Source organism: Lentzea nigeriaca, from assembly GCF_016907955.1.
In the GTDB taxonomy this organism is placed as follows: domain Bacteria; phylum Actinomycetota; class Actinomycetes; order Mycobacteriales; family Pseudonocardiaceae; genus Lentzea; species Lentzea nigeriaca.
This window is the reverse complement of sequence record NZ_JAFBCX010000008.1, coordinates 173,804-186,901: the sequence shown is the minus strand read 5'-3', so window position 1 is coordinate 186,901 and position 13,098 is coordinate 173,804. Positions and strand designations below refer to the sequence as shown.

Annotated in this window: 13 protein-coding genes; 7 read left to right on the top strand and 6 right to left on the bottom strand. The window is 69.7% G+C overall.

Going from position 1 to position 13,098, the window contains the following annotated elements:
- Positions 1-933, bottom strand: a complete 933-nt coding sequence (locus tag JOD27_RS27440; RefSeq protein WP_307830365.1) for an RNA-guided endonuclease InsQ/TnpB family protein — start codon at positions 931-933, stop codon at positions 1-3.
- A gap of 196 nt (positions 934-1,129) precedes the next feature.
- Between JOD27_RS27440 and JOD27_RS27435 the strand changes: the two genes are divergently transcribed.
- The 3 genes from JOD27_RS27435 to JOD27_RS27425 are packed head-to-tail and all read left to right on the top strand — an operon-like array spanning position 1,130 to position 2,350.
- Entirely contained in the window at positions 1,130-1,426 is a 297-nt protein-coding gene (locus JOD27_RS27435; RefSeq protein WP_204765161.1) for a DivIVA domain-containing protein, read from the top strand.
- Positions 1,413-1,811: an SRPBCC family protein gene (locus JOD27_RS27430; RefSeq protein WP_204765160.1), complete on the top strand. Its 399-nt coding sequence runs from the start codon at positions 1,413-1,415 to the stop codon at positions 1,809-1,811. Before JOD27_RS27435 ends, JOD27_RS27430 begins: the two co-directional genes overlap by 14 nt.
- Positions 1,811-2,350 carry a DNA-3-methyladenine glycosylase I gene (locus JOD27_RS27425; RefSeq protein WP_204765332.1) on the top strand — a complete coding sequence of 180 codons (540 nt, stop codon included), beginning with the start codon at positions 1,811-1,813 and terminating at the stop codon, positions 2,348-2,350. Before JOD27_RS27430 ends, JOD27_RS27425 begins: the two co-directional genes overlap by 1 nt.
- On the opposite strand, the gene JOD27_RS27420 is transcribed toward JOD27_RS27425, so the two are convergent.
- The 3 genes from JOD27_RS27420 to JOD27_RS27410 are packed head-to-tail and all read right to left on the bottom strand — an operon-like array spanning position 2,340 to position 4,688.
- On the bottom strand, positions 2,340-3,095 hold the full coding sequence (locus JOD27_RS27420) for a phosphotransferase (RefSeq protein WP_204765159.1): 756 nt from the start codon (positions 3,093-3,095) through the stop codon (positions 2,340-2,342). The two genes, JOD27_RS27425 and JOD27_RS27420, sit on opposite strands and share 11 nt — an antisense overlap.
- A complete protein-coding gene (locus JOD27_RS27415; RefSeq protein ID WP_204765158.1) occupies positions 3,095-3,880 on the bottom strand; it encodes an enoyl-CoA hydratase-related protein in 786 nt (261 codons plus the stop codon). The genes JOD27_RS27420 and JOD27_RS27415 overlap by 1 nt, the downstream gene beginning before the upstream one ends.
- Positions 3,881-3,890: 10 nt before the next feature.
- Positions 3,891-4,688 carry a PaaX family transcriptional regulator gene (locus JOD27_RS27410; RefSeq protein WP_204765157.1) on the bottom strand — a complete coding sequence of 266 codons (798 nt, stop codon included), beginning with the start codon at positions 4,686-4,688 and terminating at the stop codon, positions 3,891-3,893.
- Positions 4,689-4,897: 209 nt separating this feature from the next.
- Here JOD27_RS27410 and JOD27_RS27405 point away from each other — a divergent pair, with 209 nt between their 5' ends.
- The 3 genes from JOD27_RS27405 to JOD27_RS46810 all read left to right on the top strand — a co-directional run bounded on the left by JOD27_RS27405 (position 4,898) and on the right by JOD27_RS46810 (position 8,417).
- Positions 4,898-5,065 carry a DUF3117 domain-containing protein gene (locus tag JOD27_RS27405; RefSeq protein ID WP_065914675.1) on the top strand — a complete coding sequence of 56 codons (168 nt, stop codon included), beginning with the start codon at positions 4,898-4,900 and terminating at the stop codon, positions 5,063-5,065.
- A gap of 264 nt (positions 5,066-5,329) precedes the next feature.
- Complete coding sequence (locus JOD27_RS27400; protein ID WP_307830344.1) at positions 5,330-6,739, top strand: leucyl aminopeptidase family protein; 1,410 nt, start codon at positions 5,330-5,332, stop codon at positions 6,737-6,739.
- A gap of 79 nt (positions 6,740-6,818) precedes the next feature.
- A complete protein-coding gene (locus JOD27_RS46810) occupies positions 6,819-8,417 on the top strand; it encodes an amidohydrolase family protein (RefSeq protein WP_204765155.1) in 1,599 nt (532 codons plus the stop codon).
- On the opposite strand, the gene JOD27_RS27390 is transcribed toward JOD27_RS46810, so the two are convergent.
- On the bottom strand, positions 8,399-9,292 hold the full coding sequence (locus JOD27_RS27390) for a LysR family transcriptional regulator (protein ID WP_239569052.1): 894 nt from the start codon (positions 9,290-9,292) through the stop codon (positions 8,399-8,401). The genes JOD27_RS46810 and JOD27_RS27390 overlap by 19 nt on opposite strands.
- 52 nt (positions 9,293-9,344) lie before the next feature.
- Here JOD27_RS27390 and JOD27_RS27385 point away from each other — a divergent pair, with 52 nt between their 5' ends.
- A complete protein-coding gene (locus JOD27_RS27385) occupies positions 9,345-10,589 on the top strand; it encodes an MFS transporter (RefSeq protein WP_307830343.1) in 1,245 nt (414 codons plus the stop codon).
- Positions 10,590-11,918: 1,329 nt separating this feature from the next.
- Here the strand turns inward: JOD27_RS27385 and glgA are convergent.
- Positions 11,919-13,070 carry a glycogen synthase gene (gene glgA, locus JOD27_RS27380; protein WP_204765153.1) on the bottom strand — a complete coding sequence of 384 codons (1,152 nt, stop codon included), beginning with the start codon at positions 13,068-13,070 and terminating at the stop codon, positions 11,919-11,921.
- Positions 13,071-13,098: the final 28 nt, after the last annotated feature.

Genomic DNA, 13,098 nt, shown 5'->3' with positions numbered 1-13,098 from the left:
TCAGCTCACGCTTGGTGGCGCCGATCGCGGCGTCCGCGGCTTTGCGTGCCATCGTGGATTTCGCCAGGAACTTCGGCCGGAAATCCTCCACGGCGAGCGCGTCATGGTCGCGGACAACCCGCTTGGCCCACTTGCGGGCGGCGTCTGCCGCCGCCGGGCGACCTTCTTCTGGATCTTCGCCGCTTGCCGCCTGGCTTTCTGGTAGCCCTTCGAACCGGGCTGGCCCTTGGTCGGGCGGCGACGGGCCATCATCCGCTGATACCGCGCCAGGCCCTGCGCGGCGTTCTTGCCGTGCTGAGGGTGCGGCAAGTCGTGCGCGTCGCTTGTGGTGGTGGCGAGTTCCTTCACACCCCAGTCGACACCGATCACCCGGCCGGTCGCAGGCAGGGGCTGGACGCGTGTCTGGACGACGAAGGAGCAGTACCAGTGGCCGAGGCTGTCGCGGTAAACGCGCACCGACGACGGCACGGAAGGCAAATCTCGCGACCACACCGGCCTCACCGCGATCCCGCCCGCCAGGTGCAATACGCCGTCACGCAACCGGAACCCGCGCTGGGTGTAGTTGAATGTCGGCTCGGCCAGCGACCGTTTCTTGAACCGCGGCATCCCGGCCCGCCGCCACTGCGGCACCCGCTCCCGCACATCCTTGAGCGCCTTGGCACGCGACGCGCCGAAATCCCGGATGACCTGTTGCTGCACCACTGACGATCCCGCCCGCAGCCACACATGCTCGGCACGCCAGGCCGTCAGGAGTTTGTCCAACTGCGCTGGCCCGCACGTGCGCGGGTCATCAGGGTTCTCGCGGTTGTGCCGATGTGTCTCCCGCGACTGCGCGACGCACTGGTTCCACACCCACCGGCAGCGGTCCCACTCCACCAGCAACGCACGGCGGGCGGACGACGACAAGCGCAGCCGGTAGGTATACCGGGCCACACTCGTCCCATCCGCCACGCAGGCGACCTTACCGAACACATGTTCGGCACTGTCAGGTGGTCGCGGAGAGCGCGCCACCGTTCAGTAACGTTGCCAGCGTGCTGCGCGCTCGAACCGCCCTGGCTCCGCCGGGCAGATCCTGCCGGAGTCCGAATTCCTCCCCGCCTGAAGGCAGGGGCATCCTTCGGAGGACATGGTGACCAACGCCCTTCTCTACCTGATCGTGATGGTGGCCGTCGCGGCAGTGGTGTTCCTGCTCGCGGCGTTGGTGTTCGGGCGCGGCGAGGAGCTCGCGCCGCTGCCGCCCGGTGCCTCGCCGACGCGGTTGCCGTCGGAGGACATCACCGCGGAGGACGTCCGCGAGCTGAAGTTCCAGCAGACGTTCCGCGGCTACAAGATGAGCGAGGTCGACTGGGTGCTGCAACGCCTCGCGACCGAGGTCGCCACGCTGCGGGCCCGCGTCGAGGAGCTGGAGAGCAGTGACCGAGCTTGAGCTGACGGTCGAGGTGGCGGCACCGCCGGACACGATCTTCCGCGCCATGACCGACTGGGAACGCCAGTCGGAGTGGGTGTTCGGCACGCACGTCTCGGTCGTCGCCGGTGACGGCAAGTCGGTCGGCAGCGAGATCGACGCCCGCACGTTCGGCGTCTCGGATCGCATGCGGATCACGCGCTGGGACCCGCCGCACGCCGTCGAGGTGGAACACCTGGGCCGCGTCGTGCGGGGGACCGGTGTGTTCGTCGTGCGCGGCAGCCGTTTCGTGTGGACCGAACGCCTCGACGTGCCGTTCTACTTCCCGTTGGTGAGGCCGCTGTTCGTGCTGATGCTGCACCGATCGCTGCAGCGGTTCGCCCGTTTCGCCGAGGAGTACCGGTGATCTCACGCTGCCCGTGGGGCGACTCGACTCCCGACTACGTCAAGTACCACGACACCGAGTGGGGAGTGGAGCTGCACGGCACCAACGAGCTGTACGAGCGGATGTCGTTGGAGGCGTTTCAATCCGGGCTGTCGTGGATCACGATCCTGCGCAAGCGACCGGCGTTCCGCGCGGCGTTCGGCGACTTCGACCCCTCGGTGGTGGCCGGGTTCGGACCCGCGGACGTCGAACGGCTGATGGCCGACGCGGGCATCGTCCGCAACCGGATGAAGATCGACGCGGCGATCCACAACGCGCGCGTGATCGTCGACCAGGACGTCGACCTGGACGCTCTGTTGTGGTCGTTCGCGCCCTCTGATCACGTGCGTCCGGCGACGATCTCGGACGTTCCCGCGATCACGGAGGAGTCCAAGGCGATGGCCAAGGAACTCAAGCGTCGTGGCTTCAAGTTCCTCGGCCCCACCACGTGTTACGCGCTGATGCAGGCCACCGGGATGGTGGACGACCACATCGCCACGTGCTTCCGCGCTACGGCCTGAAGCCGTCGAGCTCGTCGACCGCGCGTTCCAGGGAGTCCACGACACCGTTGCGCACCATCTCACCGAACAGCGGGTCGTCCGTCCGGCTGCGGATGCCCTCGACGTGCGCGGTGATCCGCGCGCGTACGAGGTCCAGGAAGTCCTCTGTCCGTCCGGACCAGCCGTAGGCCGTGAGGAAACGGGCGAGCCTGCGCGGGCGCCCCGCGAAGTCGGTGAACCCCTCGGCGGAGACGACGTGCCGCGCGTGCAGCGGCACCCAGCTGAACGCGGTGAACGCGAGATCCCATCCGGCAGGAACCGGTCCCGCGAAGTCCCAGTCGAAGAACCCGGTGAGCCGCCCGTGCCGCCAGGCCGCGTTGTAGGGCGCCGCGTCGTTGTGCCCGATCTCGAACCCCGGCTCCCACGTGGCACCGCCTCGCCAGACGGCGTCGTGCGCGGGCACGAAGTCGGCCACGGCCCGGTGGTGGTCGCGCAGCCACCGGGCGACCTGGTCCAGCGTCTCGTCGGCATGCACCCAGCGCGGCCAGGGTTTGCCGCTGCCGACCGTGTCCCCGTCGAGGAAAGTCAGGATCTCCCGGCCGTGCTCGTCGATTCCAGCGGCGCGCGGTGCGCCGTCGAATCCCTTGTCCCTCAAGTGGTCGAGCAAGGCGTGCACGGCCGGTGTCCAGGGGCGGGCGGGCTTGCGGACGGTGTCGCCGACCCGCACCGCACCACCGGCGTTGCCGCCGTCGAGGCGTTCCTCCACTAGCGCCCGATGAACTTCGGCGCCCGCTTGTTCACGAACGCGTCCACCGCCTCGCGGTGGTCCTCGGTCGCACCGCAGTCGGCCTGCGTGCGGCGCTCGGCTTCCAGAGCGTCCTCGAGGGTGCCGTCCGCCGCCACGGCCAGCGCTTCCTTGATCTTCGCGTAGGCCGTGGTCGGACCTTGAGCGAGCTTCGCGGCGAGAGCGTGCGCGGTGGGCAGGAGCTCCTCGTCGGGCACGACCTGGTTGACCATGCCGATCCGCAACGCCTCCTCGGCGCCGACCGGCTGCGCGAGCATCATCATCTCCATCGCGCGGCCGTGGCCGATCAGCCGCGGCAGGGTGTAGGAGGCGCCGGAGTCGGCGGTCAGGCCGACGTTCGCGAACGCCATCAGGAACTTCGCCGACGCACCCGCGATGCGCAGGTCGGCCGCGTAGGCGAAGGACGCGCCGGCGCCGGCCGCGTTGCCGTTGACCGCGGCGATCACCGGCTTCGGCATGCCGACCAGCTCGCGCACGATCGGGTTGTAGTGCTTTTCGACGGTGTTGAGCGGTGCGGGATCACCGGCCTGCAGCAACCCGATGTGCTCCTTGAGGTCCTGACCCGCGCAGAACGCCCTGCCCGCACCCGTGATCACCACCGCGCGCACCGAGGCGTCGGCCACCGTCTCCCGCAGCGCGTCGAGGAACGACTCCTTCAGCGAGGTGGTGAAGGCGTTGAACGACTCGGGGCGGTTGAACGTGAACGTGCGCACACCATCGGCGTCGTCGACGAGGAGTTCGGACACTGGACCTCCATCAAGCAGTGGAAACGTTGCGAACCGGCCGCAGGCACTCGTCGACGAACCGAGTCGTGCCCGGTGCCAGCCGCAGTGTCTGTTCGTCGAAGAACGACGCTGCCGCGTGCCCCGGCCAGTCCGGTGGCAACAGTTCAGCAGGAAGACCGGGATCGCGGAACAGGAACTTCCGCCACGCGTGCAGCAGCTGCTGCGAGGCCGCGAACGCCGCAGCGTCGTCGGTTTCGTCCACAACGGACACCTGCGCCTCCCAGTGCGCGACGAACGCGGCGTAGTCGCGCCCCAGTTCCGGCAGGTCCCACGCCTTGGACGCCAGCTCGACGTCCGCACCGTCGTGTGAACCGTGAAAAGTTCGTGCGAGAACTCCCTCGGCGGCGAGCACGTCGGCCAGTTCCGGCGACGGCCGGGGCGCGATCCATGTCACAGGGCCGAGCGCGCCGTAGCCGAGCAGCTGAAGTTCCGACGCCAGGTGATCCCGCGAGTCGCGGCCGGGCATCTCCTCCAGCACCACGACGTGCCAGCGACCGTCCCACGTGGACGGCCGGGTGCGATAGATGCGGGCGGCGGCCTCGTCGAGCCTTCGTTCCCCGCGAGGTGTCATCGCGTAGCCGGGGCCGTCTGGCAGCCGGACGGGATGCAACCAGCCCTGCCGGACCGTGCGGGAAACAGCCGTGCGCACGGCCGGCGCGGCGAATCCCAGGGGCTCGAGGAGCCGGACGAGGGCGGCGATGGTCGCGGCACCACCTCGTTCGCGCAGGTGGCCGCCGTAGACGTCGAAGAGCGCGGAACGGGCTCGCACCCGGCCCAGTCTGTCACGACACGACCGGCGGTGCCGAAAGTGTTGCGTTGTCGTGAAAACGGGTACTGATCAGGGTGAAAGCAAGATCAACAAAAGTCACTCGAACTCGCCAAAAGATCGGTTCGGTTTCGCCCCGGAGTCGCGATAGGGGAGAATGGAGCAGATCCGGCCTGGCCGGACGGGGAAGATGTTGACGGAGGGAGCACGCGATGGCGGCCATGAAGCCCCGGACCGGCGACGGTCCCCTCGAGGTCACCAAGGAGGGACGCGGCATCGTCATGCGCGTGCCGCTCGAGGGTGGTGGGCGCCTTGTCGTCGAGATGTCGGCGGACGAGGCCAGCGCCTTGGGCGACGCGCTGAAGGCCGCCGCCGGCTGAGGCACCCGGCGAGAAGCACACGAAACACCGCAGCCCCGGTTTCCACCGTGTTCCATAGTGGAGGCCGGGGCATCGCTTCGTTCCAACAGGTGCTGCGACCGCCCGCTCCCAGCGCGTCTTCCGGCGCTCGGCAGGGCGCCGCGATGCACCCGTCTGAACGACGAAATACGGGGCGACAGCCGGCGGCCACAGCACCTGGGGGAAACTAGGCGGTCGAAAATTTCGTTGGGGAGAGGGTCAGTCGTGGGGTCGACGGTTCCGTCAGTGCCAACCAAGCTCGTGGACGTCGAGGTGGCCACCACCTCGCGCCGCAACGTTCCCGCGGTCGTGCTCGCGGCCACGGGACCGGCGCTGGGGCCGGGTGGCGACGGCATCGACGTCTCCGAGCTCACCGGCAAGGCCGGTGAGACGGTTCGCCACGACCGGACGTGGACGCTCGGTGTCGGCACGGGCACCCTCGGTGACTACCGCACGGCCGGCGCCGCACTGGCTCGGGCGCTGAGCGGCGACGACGCCCCCAAGACCGCCGACGTGCTGCTGACCCCGGACTTCGACGCCGACAAGCTGCGTGCGTTCGTGCTGGGCGTGGCTCTCGGCGGGTACCGCTTCAAGGTCACCGGCGAGGACGCGCCGAAGCGTGTCGGCTCGTTGCGGCTCGTCACCGGCGACACCGGCTTCGAGGAGGTGCTGACCTCGGCCGCGCTGAAGGCCCACGCGCTGGCCACCGCCACCTCCCTCGCCCGTGACCTCGCCAACACGCCGTCCAACGTCAAGGACCCGCGCTGGCTCACGTCGACCGCCGCCAAGCTCGCCGAGAAGGTCGACGGGCTCACCGCGACCGTGCGGGGCGAGAAGTGGCTACGGCAGCAGGGCTTCGGCGGTGTGCTCGCGGTCGGTGGCGGGTCGTCGCGTCCGCCGCGGTTGCTGGAGCTGACGTACGGCACCACCGGTCCGCACCTGGTGTTCGTCGGCAAGGGCATCACGTTCGACACCGGCGGCATCTCGGTGAAGCCCGCCGACGGCATGCACCTGATGCGCACCGACATGGCCGGCGGCGGCGCGGTGATCGCCGCGCTGATGGCCGTGGCGCGCCGCCGGCTGCCGATCAGGGTCACCGGGCTCGTGCCGTGCGCCGAGAACCACGTGAGCGGCTCGTCGTACCGGCCGGGCGACGTCGTGCGCCACTACGGCGGCGCGACCACCGAGGTGCAGAACACCGACGCCGAGGGCCGCATGGTGCTGGCCGACGCGATGGCGTACGCGGTGAAGAACCTCGAGCCGGACCTGCTCGTGGACGTGGCGACGCTGACCGGCGCCATGAAGGTGTCGCTCGGCCTGCGCACCGGTGCGGTGTTCACGAGCTCCGACGAGCTGGCCGCCGACGTCATCGAAGCCGGGGCGAACGCGGGCGAGAAGTGGTGGCGGATGCCGCTGCTGGAGGAGCACGTCGACGCCGTCGCCAGCGAGATCGCGGACTACAAGCAGTGCCCGCCGGGTCCCGGTGGCATCACCGCGGCGCTGTTCCTGCAGAAGTTCGCAGGTCAGGTGCCGTGGGCGCACCTCGACATCGCGGGCCCGGCGCGGTCGGAGAAGGTCTACGACGAGGTCGTCGCGGGCGCCACGGGCTTCAGCGCGCGGACGCTGGTCGAGCTGGCCGAAAAATATTCGCGTTAGTACCTACGATCGGCTATACGAGACGGCGACGTTCCACGGCATGATGTGAGCCCCTTCACACCGTCGTAGAGGAGCGCTCGTGTTACTTCGCCTGGCTCTCGCCGCCTCGTTGGTCTTGTCGGCGCTGACCCCCGCAGCCGCGAGCACGCCCTGGTGGGAACCGGTGGCGAGGCCCGCGCCGGACTCGGAGATCAACGTCACGGGCGAGCCGTTCCAGGGCACGGACGGCGCGGGGAACGTGCGCGGGTTCATCGACGCGCACAACCACCTCATGACCAACGAGGGCTTCGGCGGCAGGCTGATCTGCGGCAAGCCGTTCTCGGAGCAGGGCGTGGCGGACGCGCTGAAGGACTGCCCGGAGCACTACCCGGCAGGCCTGGGAGCGCTCTTCGAGGCGATCGTCACCGGCGACTTCGACGGCCACGACCCGGTGGGCTGGCCGACGTTCAAGGACTGGCCCTCCTACACGACCGTCTCGCACCAGCAGAACTACTACGCCTGGCTGGAACGGGCGTGGCGCGGCGGGCAGCGCGTGCTGGTCACCGACCTCACGAGCAACGCAGAGCTGTGCATCATCCACCCGTTCAAGGACCGGCCGTGCGACGAGATGGCCTCGGTCCGGCTGCAGGCCCAGCGCACCTACGAGCTCCAGGCGTTCATCGACAAGATGTTCGGCGGGCCCGGCAAGGGCTGGTTCCGCATCGTCACGTCGTCCGAGCAGGCCCGTCAGGTCGTCGAGCAGGGCAAGCTCGCGGTCGTGCTCGGCATCGAGACCTCTGAGCTCTTCGGCTGCCGGACGTTCCTCGACATCCCGTTGTGCGGCAAGGCCGACATCGACCGCGGCCTCGACGAGATGTACGCGCTCGGCGTGCGCAGCGCGTTCCTGTGCCACAAGTTCGACAACGCGCTGTGCGGTGTCCGGTTCGACTCGGGCACGCAGGGCGGCGTGATCAACGCGGGTCAGTTCCTGCGCACCGGCCAGTGGTGGCAGACCGAGCAGTGCAGGGGACCGCAGCAGGACAACCCGATCGGCACGGTCGGCCCGAACGCGCTGATCCCGGCTTCGGTCGTCGCGCCAGCCTACGACCCGGCGAAGCGGTGCAACGTGCGCGGCCTCACGTCGCTCGGCGAGTACGCGGTGCAGGCCATGATGAAGCGGCACATGATGATCGAGATCGACCACATGAGCGTGAAGGCCGCCGGCCGCACGCTGGAGCTGGCCGCGCAGAAGCGCTATCCCGGCGTCATCTCCAGCCACAGCTGGATGGACGCGCAGTGGACCGAGCAGGTCTACCAGCTCGGAGGGTTCGTGGCCGGGTACGAGAACGATCCCGGCGGGTACGTTGCGCAGGCGGCCGCCGCGGAGCCGTTGCGGCGCAAGTACGGCGTGGGCATCGGGTTCGGCTCCGACTACAACGGCGTGGGCTCGCACCCGGCACCGCAGACCGGCGTGACCTACCCGTTCCGCAGCTACCCCGGCGGCCCGCTGGTCGACCGGCAGCGCACCGGCGAGCGCGTCTGGGACGTCAACGTCGACGGCGGCGCGCACGTCGGTCTCCTGCCGGACTGGGTCGAGAAGGTCCGTCAGCTCGGCGGTGACCAGCTCGTGCAGGACATGCTGGGCGGCGCCGAGTCGTACCTGCGGACGTGGTCCGGGACTCAGCGCTGGACGTCGTGAATTCCGAGCGCGTGCTCGCGGAAAGCGCGGACCGCGGGCGGCAACGGGTGGTCCTTCAGCCAGGCCAGCCCGAAGACGCGGCTCGCCCGCGGCGCCAGCGGTAGTTCGCGCAGCCCGGCAGGCGGTGTGGGCTCGGCGTGCGTCAGCAGTGCGACGCCGAGACCCGCCGCCACCAGGCCGCGCACCGTCTCGATCTCCTGGCTCTCGAAGGCGATCCGCGGCGAGATCCCGGCGGCCGCGAACATGTCGTCGGTGATCTGCCTCAGGCCGTAGCCGTGCTCCAGGAGGATCAGTTGCTCGTCTGCCAAGTCCTTGAGCCGCACGGACTTCCTGGTGGCCAGCCGGTGGGAGACCGGCACGACGACGATCAGCTCCTGTTCGAAGAGGACGGCCGACTCGAACTCGGGACCGTCGGGCGGCGGTGCGACCAACGCCAGGTCGATCTCGCCCTGCAGCAGCTTGTCGACGACGGTGTAGCGGGCGTTCTGGATCAGTCCGAACCGGACGTGCGGGTGGTCCGCGCGGAACCCGCGCACCAGCTCCGGCACCACCGACCGGCCGAGCATGTGCAGAAAGCCCAGCACCACGCGGCCTTTCTCCGGGTCGAGCTCCTCCTCGACCTCGCGCAGGCCGGGTTCGAGCGCGGCCAGCGACCGGGTGGCGGCGTCGGCGAGCAGCCGCCCGGCGCGGGTCAGCCGGACCCGCCTGCCGGCTTTCACCACGATCGGCGCGCCGAGCTGCTCGCCCAGTTCGGCGAGCCAGCGGCTGACCGTCGGCTGGGGCAGCCCGACGCGTTCCGCGACACGGGTCACGTGCTCGTCGGCGGCAAGCGCTTTCAGCACCGCCAGCTTCGGGGCCAGCTCCAATTCATCCATGAATTGATTCTCACCCATTTCCGTATTGGACGTATGGCTTAGCGTCGAATGCGTGAACAGGTTGACCGCGTCCATCGCCGCATCGGGGCTCGCGTGTTTCGCGTTGCTCTATGCGCCGCAGCCGGTGCTGCCGCAGATCGCCGCCGAATACGGCCTCGGCCCCGGCGGCGCGTCGCTCGCGATGTCGGCGGCGACGCTGGCGTTGGCCGTGGTGGTCGTGCCGGTGGCGATGCTGTCCGAACGGGTGGGACGCCGGCCGGTGATCGTGATCAGCGTGCTGCTGGCGGGCGTGCTGGGCGTGGTTTTGCCGTTCGCGCCGGACTACGACGTCTTCCTGGTGCTGCGGATGCTGCAGGGCGTCGCGGCGGCCGGGGTGCCCGCGGCCTCGATGGCCTACCTCGCGGACGAGCTCGACAAGAGCAGGCTCGGTGCCGCGATGGGCGCGATGATCGCGGGCAACAGCGTGGGCGGCATGCTCGGCAGGCTGCTCTCCGGCACGACGGCGGACTGGCTGGGCTGGCGTGGGTCGATCCTGCTCAGCGGCGTCGTCGGACTCGTGGCCGCGCTGGTCGTCGTCTTCTTCCTGCCCCGTGCCCAGGCGGCGCCGAAGCGGGCGCCGCGCGGCATGAAGGCCGCGCTGAAAGACCCGGTGCTGCTCTCGCTGTACGTGGTCTCCGTGCTGATGGTCGGCGCGTTCGTCTCGTTCTACAACGTCGCGGGCTTCCAGCTCACCGGTCCGTCGTGGCTGGAGTCGCTGGTGTTCGTCTTCTACGCGTTCGGCAGCACGTCGGCGGCGTTCGCGGGCAGGCTGGCCGACCGGCTCGGCCGCGGGCGCGTGCTGCTCATGACCATCGGGGTGGTGGCGGTGGGCACGCTCGCGAGCCTGCTGTGGGTGCCGCTCGGCCTGGCCGTCGTCACGGCGGGCTTCTTCGCCTCGCACGCCATCGCGAGCAGCTGGGTCGGCGCACGGGCCCCGTCCAACGCGCGCGGCCACGCGTCCGGGCTGTACCTGTGCGGGTTCTACGTGGGCAGCAGCGTCGGCGGTACGTCCGGCAGCACCGCCTACGGCGAGTGGGGCTGGGGCGGCCTGGTCCTGGTGATCATCGGCTGGCTGGCGCTCGCCGCGATGCTGGTTCAGAACTCCAGGGCGAGGGTGATGCGGGAGTCGACGGGGGAGATCGCGGTCTTGCCCAGTCTCGGAAGGTCCGGTGTGCCCGTCTCCATGCCGACGGAGACCGAGCGGGTGTCGGCGGGGACCTCGACCACGATCGCGAACGGCAGCGGGCCGCCGTCGTAGCGGGCGCCGACCTGGGGCGCGGTGGAGCCGTCCTGCAGCCTCACGGTGATCAGGTCCTTGGTCTGGCTGCCGCCCGCGGTGTCGGGCAGGTTGCCGGTGGCCTCGATCCGCACCTCCAGCAACGCCTTGTCCGGCGCTGAGATCGTGGCGACGTCGTACTGGCCCTCGCCGAGCTTCACCGGGCGCTGGCGGCCGAGCCGGACACCGGTGATCTTCATCCCGAGCTCGCGGTCGGCGAAGCGGATCTTCTGGGTCGCCTCGTGGAACTGGGCGGGGCCCGCGGCGCGCTGCAGCACGTGCGGCGGGGTGTCGGTGCGCTTGCCGGACGGGAGCTCGACGCGCTGCTCCAGCGACTTGGCGCCGAGCGAGCCGAGGGCGAGCGTCTCCGCGCCCTCCTGCGGGTCGGGCACCGTGTAGACGACGAACACCGAGCCGTTGGCCGGGAGGCGGTCGGCGGGCAGTAGCTGACGCTTGCCGGGCACCTCCAACGCGAGCTCGGACGGCTGCGGCGCGAAGCCCTGCCAGTTCGTGCGGTGGAAACCGCTGTCGGTCTCCCAGAGCTTCTCGACCTTCATCCTGACGACGCGCAACCGTTTGCCGGTCTCGGCGCGCAGGGTGCCCTCCGCGGTGAACCAGATGTCCGGGTTCGCCCAGCCGGTGACCGCGGTGGCGAGCAGGTCGTCGCGCAGCTTGATGTCGACGTTGCCAAGGCCGAGGTCGGCGTTGGAGCGCTTGCCGTCGTCGGGCAGCACGGCGAGGAAGTCGCGGCCGGCGGTGAGGTCCTGGTGCTTCTTCGGATCGAACTCCTTGCCGTCGGTGCGCACGAGCGTGCCCAGCGGCGTGCTGCGGGTGCCCTTCTCCGGCACCTGCGGTGACTGCACCTCGTAGCGGACCTCGTCACCGTTCTTGGTGACTTCCTTCAACGGCACGGGCACCCAGTCGGTGCTCGCCCCGCTGCCAGGCACCTGGACCGGTCCGCACCAAAGCCGTTTGTCCACCTCGGACTCGACGCCGGTCTTGGCGAACCAGCAGCTGACCGCCGCCGCGCCCGCCCGTGCCACGTAGCCGTACTCGAGCGTGTAGGCGAGCTGGGCCTCGGCCTGTGCCTGCAGGTCAGAGGCGTCCGCGACCTTCACGCCGTCAATGGTGGGCTGCACGGCGGCCGGTTGTGTCTTGGTCGCCGTGGCACATCCAGTCACCGCGAGGAGGACCGTCAGAGCCAGCACCGCACACCGCACAGTCTTCGCGCCCCTCACCAGTTGAAACCACTACGTCACTACTGGTTAAAGGCGGCGTTCACACTTTGGGGTTGCCCCAAGGGGGTGTGTCTCAAATCACACTGCGGTAGACCTCGACCGTCTGCTCGGCCATCGCCGACCAGGAGAACTCCTGCTCAGCGCGCTTGCGTCCGGCGGCTCCGAAGCGCTGCGCGCGGTCCGGGTCGGCGATGAGCTCGTTGATCGACTCGGCGAGTTGAAGTCGATATGTCGACAAATCGTGCTCGTCGTAGTGGACCAGCAGCCCCGTCTCGCCGTTGGCGACGACCTCCGGGATGCCGCCGACGTCACTCGCGACGACAGCCGTGCCGCACGCCATCGCCTCCAGGTTCACGATGCCGAGCGGTTCGTAGACCGACGGGCACACGAAGACCGCCGCGTGGCTGAGGATCTGCCGCACCTCGGCGGGCTGCAGCATCTTCTGGATCCAGAAGACGCCTTCGCGAGTCGCCGCGAGCTCGGTCACGGCACGCTTGGTCTCCTCGGCGATCTCCGGCGTGTCCGGAGCGCCGGCGCACAGCACGATCTGCGCGGCGGGATCGATGTGGTGCGCGGCGGCGACCAGATGCCCGACGCCCTTCTGCCGGGTGATCCGTCCCACGAACGCCACGATCGGTTTCTCGGGATCGATGCCGCGGGAGGTGAGCGCGTCGGTCTCGCTCACCGGGTGGTACGCGGCGGAATCAATCCCGTTGCGCACCACGTGCACCTTCGCCGGATCCAGCGCGGGATAGGCGTCGAGCACGTCCGCGCGCATGCCCTCGCTCACGGCGATGACCGCGTCCGCGTGCTCGTACGCGGTCCGCTCCGCCCACGACGAGATCCGGTACCCGCCGCCGAGCTGCTCTGCCTTCCACGGCCGGCGCGGCTCCAGCGAGTGCGCCGTCACCACGTGCGGGATCCCGTGCAGGAGTTTGGCCAGGTGACCGCCCATGTTGGCGTACCAGGTGTGCGAGTGCACGAGGTTCGCCGTGGACACCGCCTGAGCCATCTCGAGGTCGACCGCGAGCGTCGTCAGCGCCGCGTTCGCCTGCTCCAGGCTGTGCGGTGGGTTGTGGGCAGTGGCGTCTCCGCGAGGTGCACCGAAGCAGTGCACGTCAACGTCGACCAGTTCGCGGAGATGGGGCACGAGGAATCCCACGTGCACACCAGCGCCGCCGTAGACCTCCGGCGGGTACTCCCGCGTCATCAGCGCAACTCGCACGCACCCACCGTAGATCACAGCGGTCCTT

What these genes read in the sequence shown, in the direction of transcription:
- JOD27_RS27405 (WP_065914675.1), top strand. Translation starts at nt 4,898, where the DNA reads ATGGCGGCCATGAAGCCCCGGACCGGCGACGGTCCCCTCGAGGTCACC.
- JOD27_RS27390 (WP_239569052.1), bottom strand. Translation starts at nt 9,292, where the DNA reads ATGGATGAATTGGAGCTGGCCCCGAAGCTGGCGGTGCTGAAAGCGCTT.